Raw genomic sequence first — 18,288 nt, forward strand, 5'->3', positions numbered from 1 at the left:
TTTTCATCGTTTGTCGAAAGACGCCGGACTGCCTAGATTTGGCGGCGCCGATCAGCCGGCCCGACGGAAAACGCTCGCAGTGTAGCGGGATAACACCATCAACACTCATGGAGAGTGGTTCAAGCATGTCTTCGATCAACCTGAATAAACTCAAGTCCTACAGCGCTTTCGGACTTTTCTTCAGCGCCGCCGCCTGCCTGGCCGCCCCGCCAACCGACGATCAGTTGCAGGCGCTGGTCAAGGCCACCGTGACCCCGGTCATGCAGCAACAGGACATCGCAGGTCTCGCCGTGGCCGTGACAGTCGATGGCAAGGCGCATTACTTTAATTACGGTGTCGCCGACAAAAGCACCGGGCAAGCGGTAAGTGAAAACACCCTGTTCGAAATCGGTTCGGTGAGCAAAACCTTCACCGCGACCCTCGCCGCCTACGCCCAGGCCAGCGGCAAACTGCAATTCTCCGACAAGGCCAGCCAGCACTGGCCCGAGCTGAAGGGCAGCGCCTTCGACCACGTCAGTCTGCTGCAACTGGGCACCTACACTGCCGGGGGCCTGCCGCTGCAATTCCCGGATGCCGCGGATTCTGCCGACAAGATGCTCGGCTATTACCAACAGTGGAAACCGACCTTTGCGGCCGGCAGCCAGCGCCTGTATTCCAATCCAAGCATTGGTCTGTTCGGTTATCTGGCCGCAAAAAGCCTCGGCCAGCCTTTCAATCAGGTCATGACCGAAACCCTGCTGCCGAAACTCGGGCTCAAGCACACCTTCCTGTCGGTGCCGGCGTCTGAACAAAAGCTCTACGCCCAAGGCTATGACAAGAACAACAAACCGGTTCGAGTCAGCCCCGGCGCCCTCGACTCCGAAGCCTACGGCGTGAAAACCAGCGCCGCCGACCTGCTGCAATACGTCCAGGCCAACCTCGACACCGACAAACTCGAAACACCTCTGCAAAAAGCCATCGCCCTCACCCACACCGGCTACTACACCGTCGGCGACATGACCCAGGGCCTGGGCTGGGAACGCTACACCTACCCGATCAGCCTCGATCGCCTGCTGGACGGCAACTCGACGCCAATGGCCATGGAACCGCACAAGGTCAAATGGCTGAATCCGCCACAGCCTGAACCGGCGAACGTGCTGCTGAACAAGACCGGCTCCACCGCTGGCTACGGCGCGTATGTCGCGTTCGTGCCGTCGAAGAAAGTCGGGATCGTGATTCTGGCGAACCGCAATTACCCGAATGGAGAGCGGGTGAAGATTGCGCACAGGATTCTGGGTGAGTTGGCCCGGTAATCACGCCATAAAAAACGGGCGACCTGAGAAGGTCGCCCGTTTTTTCGTTTCTGATCAGCCCTGAATCAAAACATCAATCATCCGGCATTTCCGGCGGCTTGGCCGGTTTGGTTGGCTTCGCCGGTTTGGTCCCTTTTGCGCCTTTGGCCGGTGCGGGTTCTGCAGCAGCCGGGGCAGTCACCACGGTGGAAGTAGCTTCTTTCTCGGCGGCTGGCATTGCATCGATGGTTTCGAAAATCTTCTTCAAATCGACCGCCGCCGCTTCATCCCCCGAAGCCGTCAGTTTGGTCTCGCCATCCTTGCCCACCAGGAAGACCTTCGGATACGCCCCCGCACCCAGCTTCAGCGAGCGCAGCAGCGCCATGGTTTGCTGCTGCTCAAGGCTTTTGCCATCGACCTGACCGCTCATGCTAAGGATGGTGTAAACCTTGATCTTGCGGTCGGCGATGCCTTGTTTGTTGGCCGGGTCGTCCAGCGCTTTTTTCAGGCTGACCCAATAAGAATCGACCGTGCTGGAAGCGATCACGATCAATGGGCGGTTAATGCCCTTGTCGACGTCCAGAGGGGAATCGCCGTCGGCGGCGAACAGGGGGCCGGCGATCGCCAGCAAGAGTGTCAGGGTCAGTGACCTGATGAGCATGCGCATCTCCTTTTGATATCCACGCTCTAATGATTGCGCATCGCGGCGATTGTTCCGGAGGCTGCCCGGCAAAAGTGTTTCGCCTTGCCCAAAGCTTAGGTCAGCACCGGTTTTGCGCAACCGGATGGGCGCGACCCTGCGCCCATTTGTTTACCTTTCATGCCCCGCCAGCCTGACGCTCGAGCCTTCGGGGTCATGGATGCTCGCCGATCAGAACGCCAGCTTGTAACCGATCAACACCAGCATCGTCGCCAGGCACGGGCGCAGCAGTTCTTCGGAGACGCGGCCGGTCAGGTGGCTGCCGAGCCAGATGCCCGGCAGCGAGCCGACCAGCAGAAAGCCCAGCACGCCCCAGTCCATGTTGCCCATGCTCGCGTGGCCGAGGCCGGCGACCAGGGTCAGCGGAACGGCGTGGGCGATTTCGGTGCCGACCAGGCGGCGGGTCGGCAGCAGCGGATAGAGGATGAACAGTGCGACGGTGCCAAGGGCGCCGGCGCCGATGGAGGTCAGGGCGACCATGGTGCCGAGGATCAGACCGGTGATCACGGTCATGCCATTCAGGCGCGCGCCGCTGGGGTTGTAGTTGCCGCCGGCGCGCTTGTGGGCGAATTCCAGCAGGCGCTTCTTGAACAGAATCGCCAGCGCCGTGGCGAACAGCACGAAACCCAGCGCTTGCTTGATGATGGCGTTCATCGCATCCGGCGCGGTGTGCAGGGTGCTGAGGAACCACAAGGTCATCGCCACCGCCGGAACACTGCCCAGGGTCAGCCAGCCGGTGATGGCCCAGTCGATGTTCTTGTTCTTCCTGTGCACCAGCACGCCACTGGATTTGGTGATGGCCGCGTACAGCAGATCCGTGCCCACCGCCGTGGCCGGATTGATGCCGAACCACAGCAGGATCGGCGTCATCAACGAACCGCCGCCGACACCGGTCATGCCGACGATGAACCCCACCACCAGCCCGGCAATCACCAGGCCGAAATTTGCCAATTCCATTAAGACGTCCAGACAAACCACAGGAAAAATCCGGCCCGCAGCATAACCAGTTTTCTTATAACGCCCTATATCGATCGGATCTATCGTTATGCCATTTCACTGCACGGGCAAAAAATTCAAAAACAACAGGCTCTGGGCGTAATTCAGGCCAATGCGCCGGTAGCGCTCGTCGAGCATCTGGGTCAGCAGATCCAGACGCGCCACGACTTTGCCGAACTCCGTGGCGAAGCTCAGATTGCTGCCCTCTTCGGAAATCTCGTTGGAAAACAGCAGCGGCTGGCCATCCTTGTTCTGCCGCTGGGCGAGGATCCACGTGGCTTTCTCGATATTGCGCGCGGCGTTGTTGACGAAGGTCGGGTTGATCGCATCGGTCATGTAGAACTCGGTGCGATTGCCGTGGGCGGTGACCAGCATGCTGCCGATCGCATAGATGAACGCGCCGACCCGGTCGCCGAGGAATTCCGGGCTCATGGCATAGCTCAGTGCCGCCAGATCTTTCTTGCCGCCGAGAGTCGGCAAAGGTTGCTGTTGCTCGATGGCCAGCCGCACCTGTTTGACCGCCGTGCGAATGTCGAGAAAACCGGATTTGCGCAGTTCCTCCGGGTTACGCAAATACAGCTTGCCCATCAAGCGATAGAGGCTGTCGAGGTTGTCACGCATCGCCAGAGTTGCCATGCGGTCGACACTGGTCTGGAGAAATTCCTGAGGCCTGCCCTCGCGCATCTGGGTGATGAAATTGTTGCCGTCCTGATGGCTGCAACCGCCGAGCAGCAGCGTCGACAAAAAGGCCAGCAGCAGGCACGGGCGATGAATGAATGCAGCGATGGGGTGCAAAACTCTCGGCATGAATTCTTTGACGGACACGTTCCTGTGCGGCGGAAGTCACCGCACCCTGGCCATGGATAGAGCCGGGGATTTCGCAAAAGTGCAGTGCCGGCGTGGATTCCCGACCTTCGGCGCCGTTGGCTTAATCAATTTAGTCCGACTTTATTTTTGCATTAACCGTTTAATCCGCTATAAATTCCCACTCACCCGTTAATTAGCATGACTATTTACCGATTTTTCAAAACAACAACAAAAAGGAAGGTCAACCCATGCTTCAATCCCGACACTCACTCTGCGGCCTCGGACTGTCCCTGATGATCGCCACCCTCTCCGCCCAGGCCGCCGGCCTGTCCAGCGAACACAAAGCCTTCGGCAAAACCAATGACGGCACGCCGGTCGAGCAATACATCCTGCGCAACAGCCACGGCATGCAAGCCACGGTCATCACCTACGGCGCGACCTTGCAGACGCTGCAAGTGCCGGACAAGCACGGCAAGCTCGACGACATCGTCCTCGGTTTCGATGATGTGCAGGGTTATCAGAAAGGCACCGCGTACTTCGGCGCAACCATCGGCCGTTTCGGCAATCGCCTGGCCGACGGTGCGTTCGAGCTCGACGGCAAACGCTACCAGGTGCCGCAGAACGACAAGACCAACGCCTTGCACGGCGGCACTCAGGGCTTCGACAAAAAGGTCTGGAAGGCGAAGGAAACCAAGGACAAGGATTCGGTCGGCGTGACCCTGACCTATCTGTCGGCGGATGGTGAAATGGGTTTCCCCGGCAACCTCACCACCGAAGTGACCTACCGCCTCACCGACAACAACGAACTGCGCATCGACTACAAGGCCAGCACCGACAAACCCACTGTGCTCAACCTGACCAACCACAGCTACTTCAACCTCGCCGGCGCCGGCAATGGCGACATCCTCAAGCAAGTCGCCACCCTGCACGCCAGTCACTACACCCCGGTCACCGCCAAGCTGATCCCGACCGGCGAACTGGCGCCCGTGGCCGGCACACCGATGGACTTCACCAAACCGACCGCCATCGGCCAGCACATCAAGGCCGACCATCCGCAGTTGAAATTCGCTGAGGAGAAACAAGGCGGCTTCGATTTCAACTGGGCGCTGGACACCAAGGGTGACGTCAGCAAACTCGCCGCCGAAGTCAGCGACCCGCAATCCGGTCGCCACTTGCAGCTGTTCACCAACGAACCAGGCGTGCAGTTCTACACCAGCAACTTCCTCGACGGCACGGTCAAGGGCAAGGGTGGCAAGGTCTATCCGCACTGGGGCGCGTTTACCCTGGAGACTCAGCACTACCCGGATTCGCCGAATCAGCCGAACTTCCCGAGCACCCGGCTCGATCCCGGCCAGACCTACACCCAGAGCGTGGTGTTGAAGTTCTCCGCCAGGTAAGCACCTGACCTCCTTTCTGGAACCGGACGGAACCCGTGGGCTATTCTGCTGCCCACCCAAGGTATCGACCGTTTCAGAAAGGAGGTTTGAATGCGTACCCTCGAATTGGCTGGCGTGCAGGTGCCGGTGATTGGCCAGGGCACCTGGCGCATGGGCGAAGACCGTTCGGCGCACAAGCGTGAAGTGGCGGCCCTGCGCAGTGGCATCGAACTGGGGATGACCCTGATCGACACTGCGGAAATGTACGGGGAAGGCGGTGCCGAAACCGTCGTCGGCGAAGCCATTGCCGGCCTGCGCGATCAAGTGTTCCTGGTGAGCAAGGTCTACCCGCACAACGCCAGTCGCAAGGGCATTCCCCAGGCCTGCGAGCGCAGTCTGCGCCGGCTCGATACCGATTACATCGATCTCTACCTGCTGCATTGGCGCGGCCAATATCCGCTGGAAGAAACCGTCGAGGCCTTCGAACGTCTGCGCGAGGACGGCAAGATCGGTCGCTGGGGCGTGTCGAATTTCGACGTCGATGATCTCGAGGAACTGTCGCATTCGGCCTGCGCCACCAATCAGGTGCTGTACAACCTGGAAGAACGCGGCATCGAATTCGACTTGTTGCCGTGGTGCCAGCAACAGCGCATGCCGCTGATGGCGTACTGCCCGATCGGCCAGGGCGGCGCGATGCTCGCCGAGCCGGTGTTGAAACAGATTGCCGCTCGTCACGGCGTGACCCCGGCACAGGTTTCGCTGGCGTGGATTCTGCGTCAGGATGGGCTGATCGCGATTCCCAAGGCCGTGCGCCCGGAACACGTGCAGCTCAATGCACAAGCCGCGCAACTGCAACTCGATGCCGGGGATCTGGCGGCGCTGGACCAGGCGTTTCACGCGCCAAAACGCAAGCAGCGGCTGGCCATGGTCTGAGCCACCGCCGACTGACAGAGGGCTTCGCCATGAGAAGCACTGATCAGGACGATCCATTCAACCTGCAACGCTTCGTGCTCGCCCAGGACCCGGTGTTCGAACGGGTCCAGCGCGAGCTCGGCGAGGGCCGCAAGCGCAGCCACTGGATGTGGTTTGTGTTCCCGCAGTTCGCCGGGCTCGGCGGCAGCGAGATGTCGCGGCGCTTCGCAATTGGCTCGGCCGGTGAGGCCAAGGCCTATCTGGCCCATGATCTGCTCGGCGCCCGGCTGCGGACCTGCACGCAGCTGGTGCTGAACGTGCAGCAGCGTTCGATTGCCGAGATATTTGGCCATCCGGACGACCTGAAATTCCACTCATCAATGACCCTGTTCGCCCAGTTCGCTGTCGACGACAGCCCTTGGCATCAGGCGCTGGAGCGTTTCTTCCACGGCATTCAGGACGAGTGGACCCTGCAACTGCTGGACTCAAAACAGGCCCAGTTGTCCCCCGATCAGGGTTGAGAAATCGTCGTCGACAAACGGCAGGATCGCATCCGCCACCGGTTGCAACTGGCGGGTGATGTAGTGGTCGTAGTCGATGGCCGCGCGGCGCACTTCCAGCGGCTCGGGGCCGGCCAGGGTGATGACGTAGCTGATCCAGCCGCCATTCTGATACTGGCGCGGGCGACCGTGTTGCGCGTTGTAATCATCGGCCAGCCGCGCGGCGCGCACGTGGGGCGGCACGTTGCGTTCGTAATCGTCGAGGGTGCGGCGCAGGCGCTTGCGGTAGACCAGTCGCTCGTCGAACTCGCCGGCCAACGTCTTGCGCACATACTCGCGCACGTAATCCTGATACGGCTTGCGCTGGAAGATCCGCTCGTACAGTTCCTGCTGGAATTGCCGGGCCAGCAGCGACCAGTCGGTGCGCACGGTTTCCAGGCCTTTGTAGACCATTTCCTCGCTACCGTCGGCGCGGGTCACTAGGCCGGCATAGCGCTTTTTGCTGCCCTCCTCGGCGCCACGGATGGTCGGCATCAGGAAGCGCTTGTAGTGGGTCTCGAACTGCAATTCGAGGGCGCTTTCCAGCCCGTATTGCTCACGCACATGCTCGCGCCACCAGTCGTTGACGTGCGCAACCAGCGCCCGGCCGATGGTCGCCGCCTCTTCCTGACCATGGGGGCGACGCAGCCAGACGAAGGTCGAGTCGGTATCGCCATAGATCACCGCGTGGCCCTGGGCTTCGATCAACTGCCGGGTACGCAGCATGATTTCGTGGCCGCGCAGGGTGATCGATGACGCCAGCCGCGTATCGAAAAACCGGCAACCGCTGGAACCGAGCACGCCGTAAAAGGCGTTCATGATGATCTTCAGCGCCTGGGACAACGGCGCATTGTGTTCGCGCTTGGCGGTCTCGCGGCCCTCGGCGACCCGGGCGACGATGGACGGCAGGCAATGCCGGGTGCGAGAGAAACGAGCGCCGCGAAAACCTGGCACCGAGTCGCTGTCATCGGGATGCTGCAAGCCTTCGATCAATCCCACCGGATCGATCAGAAAGGTGCGGATGATCGACGGATAAAGGCTCTTGTAGTCGAGCACCAGCACCGATTCGTACAGCCCCGGTTGCGAGTCCATGACAAATCCGCCGGGGCTGGCCTGCGGAGGATTGGTGCCGAGGTTAGGCGCTACAAAACCCTGACGGTGCATCAACGGCATGTACAAATGCGTGAACGCCGCCACCGAGCCGCCGCTGCGATCCGCCGGCAGGCCGGTGACGCTGGCGCGCTCGAGCAAAAATTTCAGCAGCTCGGTCTTGGCAAAGATCCGCGTGACCAGCTCGCAGTCCTTGAGGTTGTACTTGGCCAGCGCCGGTTTGTCCTCGGCGAACATGCGGTTGATCTCGTCCATGCGCTGGTACGGATTGTCGATGGACTTGCCTTCGCCAAGCAAAGTCTGGGCAACGTTTTCCAGGCTGAACGAGGGAAAGCTCCAGGTCGCCGAACGCAGGGATTCGATGCCGTCGATGATCAACCGCCCCGCCGCTGCAGCGAAGTAGTGATTGCGGCTGCCGTGTTCGCGCCACTGCATTTCCTCGCCGCCACGCCCGAGCTTGAGCGGCACGCCGAGGCGCCGGGCGTGTTCGTGGAGGATGCGCAGGTCGAACTGCACGAGATTCCAGCCGATGATCGCGTCGGGGTCGTGGCAGGCGAACCAGTCGTTGAGCTTCTTCAGGATCAGGGTGCGCGATTCGCAGTACTCGAGGTCGAAGTCGACGATGCTGTGATCGCCGTTCGGTGCGCCGAGCATGTACACCTGGCGCTCGCCGCAGCCTTCCAGGGCGATGGAATACAACTCGCCCTGCTCGGTGGTTTCGATATCCAGCGAGACCAGCCGCAGTTGCGGGCGATAGTCAGGTGAAGGTTTGAGGTGGGCGTCGAGCAACACGCCGTCGGCATCGGGCGTGCCGCTGAACCAGACGGGCGCGGTGATGAAGCGCTCCATCAGGTAGCGCTCGGGTGGTCGCACGTCGGCTTCGAAGACATCGACACTGTGCCGGTTGAGCGCGGTTTCGAGGCGCATCAACTGACCGTGCTGCTGGCAATACAGCCCGAGCACCGGGCGGTGCTCGAAATCCTGCAAAGCCAGGGGACGCAGTTCGACGTTCTTTTCGTCCGCCAGCACCCGCTCGGCCTGCTCGCGCTGCGCCGCCGGGATGAACGCCACCGACGGCTGATGCGGCAGGCGCACACGGCGCGGCCCGGCGTCGGTCGCCAGCCAGAACTCGACTTCGGTGCCGGCCGGGGTGTCGCGCCAATGCCGGGTCAGGACGAAGCCCTGCTGTAAATCCACCACTGCAACCTCAGGAATTGATTCAGACGGGCATTCTACGCGGCATTGCCGCCACCCGTGACAAAGGCCTCGCCATGAAAAACCCGGTCAAATGACGTTTTTTGCGTGTTATCTGCCGTTTTGCGGCCTTGCCCTGCGCGCCTGCGTCTACGATGCTTGGAGAACAACGACAACACCTGAGTAACCGCCATGAAAACCGTCGCCCAGCTGCTCAAGCTCAAAGATCCGAAAAATCAGGAAGTGCACCAGATCAAACCCGATCACATGGTGCTCGAAGCGCTGATGAAAATGGCCGAGAAGAACGTCGGCGCCTTGCTCGTGGTGGAAGACGACAACGTGGTGGGCATCATCAGCGAGCGCGATTACGCACGCAAACTGGTGCTGCACGGACGCTCCTCGGTGGGCACGCCGGTGCGCGACATCATGGTGGCGAACGTGATCACGGTGGACACCCACCAGACCGTCGACACTTGCCTTGGCATCATGTCCGACAAACGCCTGCGTCACTTGCCGGTGGTGGAGAACGGCAAGCTGATCGGCCTGCTGTCGATCGGCGACCTGGTCAAGGAAGCGATTGCCGAACAGGCCGAACTGATCAAACAGCTGGAGCAGTACATTCGCGGTGAATAGTTCCTGTTTGATCGTTGATCGTTCCCACGCTCTGCGTGGGAACGCCTCTTGTGACGCTCTGCGTCACGCTTTGGGACGCGGAGCGTCCCGGGCTGCATTCCCACGCGGAGCGTGGGAACAATCAACGATCACCATCTGATTCGATTTCTTAACCGGGCCAATGCCGCGCAAAGACCGGCGCCAGCACCGGGTGCCGGTCGATTCGGTGCAGCCACGCATGGAAACCGGGTCGGGCCTGGCGCAGGTGTTCGCGGGCACCGGCCCAGCGCGTGACCACCGCCGCCAACACATCCAGTGCGCCCGGTGTTTCATCGTCCAGGTACAGCTCGGCCGAGAACTGATCGGCAAACACCTCCCAGCTCCAGTGCAGTCGTTCCCGCGCACCCGCCATCAGATTCTGTCGCGAGGCCTCGTCCGGCATCACCAGCCAGCGTTCCGGGTAATCAATGATCCCGATGGCCGCATAACAATTGCTGACGATGTACACCAGGCCCCGAATCACCTGATCGCGGTCAGCGCCGTTGGCCGGCAGCAGGCCGGATTGCGCAAAGCTTTGGCCCAGATGAATCAGGATCGCCGCACTTTCGGTGATGACACTGCCGTCCGGCAGTTGCAGGGTCGGGATCTGTTTGAGCGGATTGAGCCGCGCCAGCTCCTGCGCCGCTTCCGCACTGGCCTCGATATCGATGAAGCGGTAAGCCACCTGGCACAGCTCGAGCGCCGCCTCGATGGCCGCTGCTCCTGAGTTGCGGTGTCCGTAGAGCTGATACATATCCCCTCCTCCACTGCGAAAGGCATCCCGCCTGGCCCTATTTATAGCCGTTGTATCGAATTTGGCACGGATTGCGCATTCATCGGCAGCTTGCGAATCCCTGATTTCGCAAAACAGCGCTGGCGGTGCCCATCCCGCACCAAGAGCAATCAGCGAACGCTATCCGCGTTCTTGTAAGGTGCGATACCGAACCAAAAGTTCGCGTATCCGAGCTGGCAACAAGGAGTTCACCGCGTGAATCTTCATCTGCTGCGCCACCCTCTTCTCTCCGTGCCCGTTTACCTGCGCCGCGTTCGCCCGCCGAACAGTCCGTGCATTCCTTTTATTACCTGAACACCCGCACTATTTATTTTTTAAATAGCACGCAAGCAGTCATTGCGTGCGCGCTGCATTAATGAATGCCAGAACAGATTGTTCGACAATAACTTTCAGACAGCACACCCGTACAACTTTTGCTGTTCGGAGTTGATGCTCGAAGCGCACCAAAACTGCACTTCCAGTCATTACATCGTTCATGCGGAACGACCGACTTTACTTAAACAAGAACAAGGAACATCGCCTGTGACCCGCTAAAACCCTGACCCGCACCAAATCAGTCCGCCACGCACCATCACGCGCCCTGGCCGACACGAGAACAGCCGCTCTATCTCGCTGAACAGCGCGATACCGCGCCAGAGCTGTCTCGCCCTGAAAAAAGCCCTGTAAACAGGGCCATCGGGAGGTTATGCGCCCAGGAAAACCGGCCTGGTTAATGAAACTTATATAAATGCGACATACGTATCACCCATGAAATAACCGATACACATTTGGTCACTCTTTGGCACAGCGGTTGCTATTGCATCAACCATGAGGGCACGAATGATGTTCGCCACTCAATTGCACACTCACTTATAAAAGAACAGCCACGGACCGGATCAATGAACCATCGAAGTCGACATTACTGAAGCAATAAGCTGCACAAGCCCTGTTCAATAGATAGTTCAACTATCGGCTTCTGCACACCTGTATGAAAGTTGCGACCACTCACTCGAACAACGCCCTGTTGTTCGAACGGCACCTTATTGCCCTTCATCCACCCGAGGGAGCTTTAATGAACGATGCGGTAAAGCACAGAAGTCCGCCGGGGCCCTTGCGGGAAGCGCCGCTCCCGTCGGTTGCGGGCCGGCCCGTGTTTAAGGCCAACACTTCGCAGCCCGGCGGCCTGAACAAACAGCAGATGCTGTTGCTGGTGGCAGTGTCGGCGTTGATACACGGCGGCGCCTGGTGGTTTTTCCAGCAGGCGCGGGCCGAGCCGCTGCCCACGCCGCCGGAAATTCCGGAAATGACCGTCGAGCTGACCAGCCCGACACCGCCGGCCCCGCCGGCCCCGCCGGCCCCGCCGACACCGGAGCCGCCGCCCCCACCACCGCCTCCTCCCGAACCGGAACAGCCGGTGGAAGACGAAGACGCGGTCAAGCCGCCGCCCAAACCGGTGGAGAAACCCAAGCCGATCGAAAAACCGAAGCCGGTCGAGAAACCCAAACCGGTGAAAAAGGCCGAGCCACCGAAAGCACCGCCCGCCCCTGCACAACCGGCAGCGCCTGCCGCCCCGGCCACCCCGAGCGCGCCACCGGCACCTGCGGCGGCGCCGGGACCGGTGAAAGAGTCGGCGGCGATTTCCGGCCTCGCCAGCCTCGGCAACCCGCCGCCGGAATACCCGTCGCTGGCCCTGCGGCGCAACTGGGAAGGCAGCGTGGTGCTGCGGATTCAGGTGCTGGCCAACGGTCGCGCCGGCTCGGTGACGGTGACCAAATCCAGCGGCAAGCCGCAACTGGATGACGCGGCGGTCGCGGCGGTAAAGGCCTGGAAGTTCATCCCGGCCAAGCGCGGCGACACACCGATCGACGGCTTCGCCACCCAGACCATCGATTTCAAATTGCCGCAATGACGGCACGACAACCGAACTCACAACCGATTAACGCAAGCGAGGTGTAGCCATGAACGATTCTCTGTCTTCGATGATTGTCCCCGGCGTGCTCTGGGGACTGGTGCTGTTTTCCGTGGTCAGCTGGGCGATCCTGCTGGTCAAGTCGGCGCAATACTTGCGCCAGAAAACCCAGAACAAGCAGTTCAGCAAAGCCTTCTGGGGCGCGCCGGATCTGCTCACCGCCGCCGAACACGCCAGCCAGTATCCGGGCTCGCTGGCGCGGATCGCCAGCAGCGGTTTTGAAGCCTTGCTGGTGGAAGAATCCCCGCGCACCACCCAGCAACTGGCGCACACCATCAACCGTGCCGACCGCCTGGAACGCAACCTGCGCCAGCAGATCCAGAAGGAACGTCGCTCGCTGGAAAACGGCCAGGCGATCCTCGCCAGTATCGGCAGCACCGCGCCGTTCATTGGTCTGTTCGGCACCGTGTGGGGAATCATGGAAGCCCTGCAAAGCATCGGCGCCAGCGGTTCGGCCAGCCTGGAAACCGTGGCCGGGCCGATCGGCCACGCGCTGATCGCCACCGGTGTGGGGATTGCCGTCGCGGTACCGGCGGTACTGATTTACAACTTCTTCCTGCGGCGCCTGAAACTGGCATCGGCAGACATGGATGACTTCGCCCACGACTTCGACGCCCTCGCCTCGCGCAGTGCGTTTTCCATCAGCCGCCAGGCCATCGCCCAATCCACGGCCGCCGTGCGGGAGGCCAGCTGATGTCCTTTTCCACTCAAGACAGCGATGAAGTGCTCAGTGAAATGAACGTCACGCCGCTGGTGGACGTGATGCTCGTGCTGCTGGTGGTGTTCATCGTCACCGCGCCGCTGATGACCAACGCGATCAAGGTCAACCTGCCAAAAACCGACGCCGTCGCTCCCGCCGAAAAGAAGGATCCGGTGGTGGTCAGCGTCGATCAGGACGGCAAGTTCTTCCTGGCCAAGACCGAGCTGGCGCCGGAATCACTGGAGGCCAGCCTCAAGGAGGTCAAGGCCAAAGATGCCGACGTACGCGTGCAGCTGCAGGCCGACTCCACCGTGAATTACGGCCAGGTCGCCAAAGCCATGGCGTCCATCGAGCGCTCGGGCATCACCAAGATATCGGTGATGACCACCCGCTGACGGCGGTGCCGGGCGCGCTGTGAGGGACGCGCCCGACACCGTTCGTTGAATCCCGTCGCAATCGGCCGACCGAAAAAACGCAGCGCGTCTTCGGAGGGGATCGGCTTGCTTGAAGAAAGTGGTTTTCGCGGCGCGGCACCACCGTGCTCCGTGCAAAGAGGGCTCACAAGGCCATTTCGATAAACGTCTAACAAAGTCGGAAACAACCATGCTGATGAACACTCCACGCTTCACGCTCAAACCCTTGGTGGCGACGATTTCCCGCCACCGTTTCGTTCCGTTGTACCTGGTGGCCATGGGGATGGGCGCCGGGGTTCAGGCCGCCGAGGACGACAACAGCGTCCCGGCCGCCGCGGCGGTGGTCGCGCCGACCACGCAACTGCAACGGGTCGAAGTGACCGGTTCGGCGATCCGTCGGGTCGACGCGGAAACCGCGGTGCCGATCACCGTGCTCAAGGCCGATGAACTGCGCAAACAGGGCGTGACCACCACCGCCGAACTGGTGCAGCGCATCACCGGCAGCCAGTCGATCAACAACAGCGCAGGCTCGGTCGGCGCGGCCACCGGCGGCGCCTCGTTCGCCGACATGCGCGGCATCGGCGCGAACAAGACGCTGGTGCTGCTCAACGGTCGCCGACTGGCCAACAACGCCCTGTCGGGCACCAACTCGGCCGGCGGCGCGGTGGATCTGAACATGATCCCGTTTGCCGCGATCGAGCGCGTGGAAGTGCTGCGCGACGGCGCCTCGGCCCTGTACGGCACCGACGCCATCGGTGGCGTGATCAACTTCATCACCAAGAAATCCATGACCGACGGCCAGCTCACCCTCGGCGGCGAAACCCCGACCCACAGCGGCGGCGGTGCGACCAAGGACATGAGCGCCAGCTGGGGCTACGGCGACCTGGAGCAGGACCGCTTCAACGTGCTCGGCGTGTTCAACTACAACAAGCAGCAGAACCTCGACGCCAACGACCGCTCCTTCGCCCGCGACTACGTGCCCGGCCGTGGCCTGGACCAGACCTCCGGCACCGCGTTCCCCGGCAACTACAGCCAGAACGGCAATGCCACCAACCCGCTGGCCAACAGCAATTGCAACGGCCCCAACCTGGTGGCCCGCGACGGCCTCTGCCGCTTCAGCACCCGGGAATTCATCGACCTGGTGCCGCAGACCGAGAAGACGTCGTTCTTCGGCAAGACCACCGGCAAACTGGCCGATGATCACAACGTCAACCTCGAATACTTCTGGTCGCGCAATAACAACGCCACCGCCGTCGGCCCGGCGCCATTGACCGGCCTGAGTCTGGATTCGTCCTCGCCCTACTACCCCGGCAACGGCATCACCCCGGCGCCCACCGGGTTCGCCCTCGACCCGACGCAACCGGTGGACGTGAACTGGCGCGAAACCGCCGCGGGCCCGCGTGAATCGAAAGACCAGAACACCAGCCAGCGCTTTTTGCTGAGCTTCGACGGTCTGGTCGGCGGCTGGGACTACAACGTCGGCGCCTCGTACAACCAGAACAAGATCGTCTCCAGCGTCACCAGCGGCTACGTCAGCGATCAGGCGATGATCGACGGCCTGGCCAGCGGCCTGCTCAACCCGTTTGGCCCGCAGACCAGCGCCGGCCAGCAGTACATCGATCAGGCGATGTACCACGGCGCCTATTCCACGGCGGTGGGCCGGGTCGCCGGTTTCGACGGGCGGATCAGCCGCGAAATCGGTGACTGGTTCGGTGCCGGTCCGTCCGGCCTGGCCCTGGGCGGCGAGTACCGCAAAGAGAAATTCCACCAAGACTACGAAGCCTTTGCCGGCGACATCCAGAGCCTGGGCATCGACCCGGCCGGCAGCGTCGAGGGCGACCGCAGCGTGAAAGCCGCCTACGCGGAAATCAACGTGCCGGTGCTCGACAGCCTGGAATTGTCCGCCGCCGTGCGTCACGACAAATACAGCGACTTCGGCAGCACTACCAACCCGAAATACTCGTTCCGTTATCAGCCGCTCAAGGAGCTGGTGGTGCGCGGCGCCTACAGTGAAGGCTTCCGCGCGCCGTCGCTGTATGAGCTGTATTCGCCGCGCAGCATCACCTACACCCAGGGCTACTACAACGACCCGGTACTGTGTACCGGCGGCGTGGTGCAACCGGGCGGCAACGGCGGGCGCGATTGCGGTCAGCAGTTCCTCAACCAGATCGGCGGCAACGAAGACCTGGCCCCGGAGAAAGCGCGCAACGTGACGCTGGGCTTTGTCTATCAGCCGGTCAGCAACCTGTCAGTCGGCCTGGATTTCTGGTGGATTCACATCTCCAACCAGATCCAGCCGTTCCCGGAATCCACCGTGTTCGATCAGGCCGGCAGCTACCCTGACCGCTTCGTGCGCAACGCCGACGGCACGCTCAACTACATCGTCACCGGCAACGCCAACCTGGGCATCGTTGAAACCAACGGCGTCGATGTGTCGCTGGACTATCGCTTCCCGAACACGCCGTACGGTCAGTTCGGTCTGGGCCTGCAAGGCACCTATGTCGACGAGTACGACTTCCAGAGCACCATCAAGGGCCCGTTCACCGACAAGGTCGGCGACTTCCGGGGTGATGGCGTGATCGCCCGCTGGAAACACAACCTGACCGGTTCCTGGACCTTCGGCGCGGCCCGTGCGGCACTGACCAACCGCTTCACCACCGGCTACAACGACTACGACCGCGAGACCAACGCGCGGGTCGCGTCGTATTCGGTGTGGGACCTGTCGGCCGGTTACACCTTCGACAAGGTGCTGGACGTCGATGCCGGGGTGAAGAACCTGTTCGACCGCGATCCGCCGTTCTCCAACCAGGCCTACAACTTCCAGAGCGGTTATGACCCGCGCTACACCGATCCGCTGGGCCGCACGCTGTTTGCGCGCATGACGTACCACTTCTGAGTCCCGGTCGGGGCCGCGCAAGACTCCGGCCGGCCCCTTCCCCTTGCGAATTCGCATCCCGCAGCGGCCTGCCGCCGCTTCGGGTTTTTCCGGCTCAGAGGAACGACTTCATGACATTCATGCGCAACATGGCCGGCCTGCTGCTCGGCAGCGCGCTGCTGTGCAACGCGGCAGCTGCGCTGGCCGGCGGCAGCTACGCGATGACGGTGTACGGCGAGGCGCCGAAATACCCCGCCAGTTTTCAGCACTTCGATTTCGTCAATCCCGACGCCCCCAAGGGCGGCTCGCTCAGCCGCGCTTCGATGGAGATCGGTCAGTACAACTACATCACCCCGTATGCCGATCAGGGCATTTCCGTGGTGCAGGTCAACGACTGGGTGTATTCGCCGCTGGCGTTCCGCTCGCTGGACGAGCCCTACACCGTCTACGGTCTGGTGGCGCAAACCATGGAGCGCGATCCCGACGGTCTGTGGGTGCGTTTCAACCTGAATCCCGAGGCGCGTTTCGCCGACGGCACACCGATCACCGCCGAAGACGTGCGCTACACCTTCGAACTGTTGATGACCAAGGGCAGCCTGAGTTATCGCCAGCAATATGCCGACGTGCAGGATGTACTGATCGAAGGCCCGCGGCAGGTTCGCTTCACTTTCAAGAACAACCTCAACCGCACCCTGGCGCTGGATCTGGCGTCGTTGCGGCCGGTGCCCGAGCACTGGTGGAAGACCCGCGACTTCGCCAACGGCGGCGGCTTCGAACCCCCGCTGGGCAGCGGCCCGTACCGGGTAAGCAAGGTCGAAGCGGGACGCAGCATCAGTTTCCAGCGTGACCCGCAGTGGTGGGGCAAAGACCTGCCGGTCAGTCGCGGGATGTACAACTTCGACAGCCTGACCGTGAATTTCTACGGCGACACAGACGTCGCCCGACAACTGCTGCAGGCCGGCGCGTTCGACTACAACCGCGAGTTTTCCTCGTCCGGCTACGTGGTCGGCTACGACAGCCCGGCCCTGCGCGACGGACGCCTGCAACAGGCAATTCTCGCCCCGGACAAACCGACCAGCGCCCAGGGTTTCGTGTTCAATCTGCAGAACCCGCTGTTCAAGGATCGCCGCGTGCGTCAGGCGCTGAGCCTGCTGTGGGATTTCGAGTGGACCAACAAGCAGATGATGCGCGGCTTCTACGTGCGCCAGAACAGCTACTGGCCGAAGAGTGAAATGGCCGCTACCGCACTGCCCGACGCCGAAGAACTGGCGATCCTCGAACCGTTGCGCGGACAGATTCCGGACGAGGTTTTCAGCCGCGTCTATCAGGCGCCGAAAACCGATGGCAGCGGCTACATCCGCGATAAGCAATTGCAGGCACTGAAGCTGTTGGCCGAGGCCGGATGGACGCCGAAAAACAATCGGCTGGTGAACGCCGCCGGCGAGCCCTTCGAATTCACCTTCCTCGACGGCCAGGGCGGCTTCGACCGCATGCTGCTGCCGTACAAACGCACCCTGGCGCAGATCGGCATCACCCTGAATCTGCGACGCATCGATTCGGCGCAGTACATCAACCGGCTCAACGCTCGGGACTACGACATGATCGTCACCAGTTTCCCGCGCAGCGGCGATCCGATCGTCTCGCCGGGCCGCGAGTTGTACAGCCTGTACGCCTCGCAGAGCGCCACTCAGGTCGGCAGCTCCAATTCGATGGTGCTGGCCAACCCTGCGGTGGACCGGCTGATCGACGGCCTGGTCCAGGCCAATACCCGCGACGCCATGGTGCGTTACGCCCGCGCCCTCGACCGGGTGCTGCAATGGGGTGACTACATGATTCCCAACTACTACTCCAAAGGCACGCCGACGGTGTTTCAGAACCGCTTCGGCAGGCCACCGGTGCAGCCGATTTACAGCGAAGGCCTCGACACCTGGTGGGAGGTCTCGGCCAAGCCGCTGACCAATCAGCAGATGAGTGCCCTGCACCAGCTCGCGGGGGGCCAGTGA

15 protein-coding genes are annotated in these 18,288 nt (G+C 61.8%); 10 read left to right on the top strand and 5 right to left on the bottom strand.

What is annotated here, in order from left to right; genetic code table 11:
- Positions 1-125 precede the first annotated feature (125 nt).
- A complete protein-coding gene (ampC, locus tag BMZ46_RS22860; RefSeq protein WP_074689076.1) occupies positions 126-1,292 on the top strand; it encodes a class C beta-lactamase in 1,167 nt (388 codons plus the stop codon).
- A gap of 73 nt (positions 1,293-1,365) precedes the next feature.
- Here ampC and BMZ46_RS22865 read toward each other — a convergent pair whose 3' ends face one another.
- From BMZ46_RS22865 to BMZ46_RS22875, 3 genes are all read right to left on the bottom strand, one after another.
- Positions 1,366-1,932, bottom strand: coding sequence for a DUF4174 domain-containing protein (locus BMZ46_RS22865; RefSeq protein WP_074689078.1), 567 nt, complete (start codon positions 1,930-1,932; stop codon positions 1,366-1,368).
- 210 nt (positions 1,933-2,142) lie between these two features.
- Positions 2,143-2,928: a sulfite exporter TauE/SafE family protein gene (locus BMZ46_RS22870; RefSeq protein WP_074689080.1), complete on the bottom strand. Its 786-nt coding sequence runs from the start codon at positions 2,926-2,928 to the stop codon at positions 2,143-2,145.
- Between the two features lie 96 nt (positions 2,929-3,024).
- Entirely contained in the window at positions 3,025-3,774 is a 750-nt protein-coding gene (locus BMZ46_RS22875; protein ID WP_074689316.1) for a hypothetical protein, read from the bottom strand.
- Positions 3,775-4,022: 248 nt separating this feature from the next.
- On the opposite strand from BMZ46_RS22875, the gene BMZ46_RS22880 reads away from it, so the two are divergent.
- The 3 genes from BMZ46_RS22880 (at position 4,023) to BMZ46_RS22890 (ending at position 6,583) form a co-directional block, all read left to right on the top strand.
- Entirely contained in the window at positions 4,023-5,171 is a 1,149-nt protein-coding gene (locus BMZ46_RS22880) for an aldose epimerase family protein (RefSeq protein ID WP_074689082.1), read from the top strand.
- 90 nt (positions 5,172-5,261) lie between these two features.
- The gene (locus BMZ46_RS22885) at positions 5,262-6,083 is read left to right on the top strand and encodes an aldo/keto reductase (protein WP_074689084.1); all 822 of its coding nucleotides are present in this window, start codon (positions 5,262-5,264) and stop codon (positions 6,081-6,083) included.
- A 29-nt stretch (positions 6,084-6,112) separates the two neighbouring features.
- The gene (locus BMZ46_RS22890; protein ID WP_039767655.1) at positions 6,113-6,583 is read left to right on the top strand and encodes a DUF1810 domain-containing protein; all 471 of its coding nucleotides are present in this window, start codon (positions 6,113-6,115) and stop codon (positions 6,581-6,583) included.
- Here BMZ46_RS22890 and BMZ46_RS22895 read toward each other — a convergent pair.
- Positions 6,548-8,908, bottom strand: a complete 2,361-nt coding sequence (locus BMZ46_RS22895) for a DNA polymerase II (protein WP_170844905.1) — start codon at positions 8,906-8,908, stop codon at positions 6,548-6,550. The genes BMZ46_RS22890 and BMZ46_RS22895 overlap by 36 nt on opposite strands.
- 189 nt (positions 8,909-9,097) lie before the next feature.
- Here BMZ46_RS22895 and BMZ46_RS22900 point away from each other — a divergent pair, with 189 nt between their 5' ends.
- A complete protein-coding gene (locus BMZ46_RS22900; RefSeq protein WP_011335068.1) occupies positions 9,098-9,538 on the top strand; it encodes a CBS domain-containing protein in 441 nt (146 codons plus the stop codon).
- A 148-nt stretch (positions 9,539-9,686) separates the two neighbouring features.
- On the opposite strand, the gene BMZ46_RS22905 is transcribed toward BMZ46_RS22900, so the two are convergent.
- A complete protein-coding gene (locus BMZ46_RS22905) occupies positions 9,687-10,310 on the bottom strand; it encodes a glutathione S-transferase N-terminal domain-containing protein (RefSeq protein WP_074689089.1) in 624 nt (207 codons plus the stop codon).
- A 1,090-nt stretch (positions 10,311-11,400) separates the two neighbouring features.
- Between BMZ46_RS22905 and BMZ46_RS22910 the strand changes: the two genes are divergently transcribed.
- From BMZ46_RS22910 to BMZ46_RS22930, 5 genes are all read left to right on the top strand, one after another.
- A complete protein-coding gene (locus tag BMZ46_RS22910) occupies positions 11,401-12,237 on the top strand; it encodes a TonB family protein (protein WP_074689091.1) in 837 nt (278 codons plus the stop codon).
- Between the two features lie 49 nt (positions 12,238-12,286).
- Entirely contained in the window at positions 12,287-12,991 is a 705-nt protein-coding gene (locus tag BMZ46_RS22915; RefSeq protein ID WP_074689093.1) for a MotA/TolQ/ExbB proton channel family protein, read from the top strand.
- Positions 12,991-13,392, top strand: a complete 402-nt coding sequence (locus BMZ46_RS22920) for an ExbD/TolR family protein (protein WP_074689095.1) — start codon at positions 12,991-12,993, stop codon at positions 13,390-13,392. The genes BMZ46_RS22915 and BMZ46_RS22920 overlap by 1 nt, the downstream gene beginning before the upstream one ends.
- Positions 13,393-13,600: 208 nt before the next feature.
- Complete coding sequence (locus BMZ46_RS22925) at positions 13,601-16,306, top strand: TonB-dependent receptor (RefSeq protein WP_074689097.1); 2,706 nt, start codon at positions 13,601-13,603, stop codon at positions 16,304-16,306.
- Positions 16,307-16,416: 110 nt separating this feature from the next.
- Positions 16,417-18,288: an extracellular solute-binding protein gene (locus BMZ46_RS22930; RefSeq protein ID WP_074689099.1), complete on the top strand. Its 1,872-nt coding sequence runs from the start codon at positions 16,417-16,419 to the stop codon at positions 18,286-18,288.

The organism is Pseudomonas sp. NFIX49 (genome assembly GCF_900115915.1).
In the GTDB taxonomy this organism is placed as follows: Bacteria; Pseudomonadota; Gammaproteobacteria; order Pseudomonadales; family Pseudomonadaceae; genus Aquipseudomonas; species Aquipseudomonas pharyngis.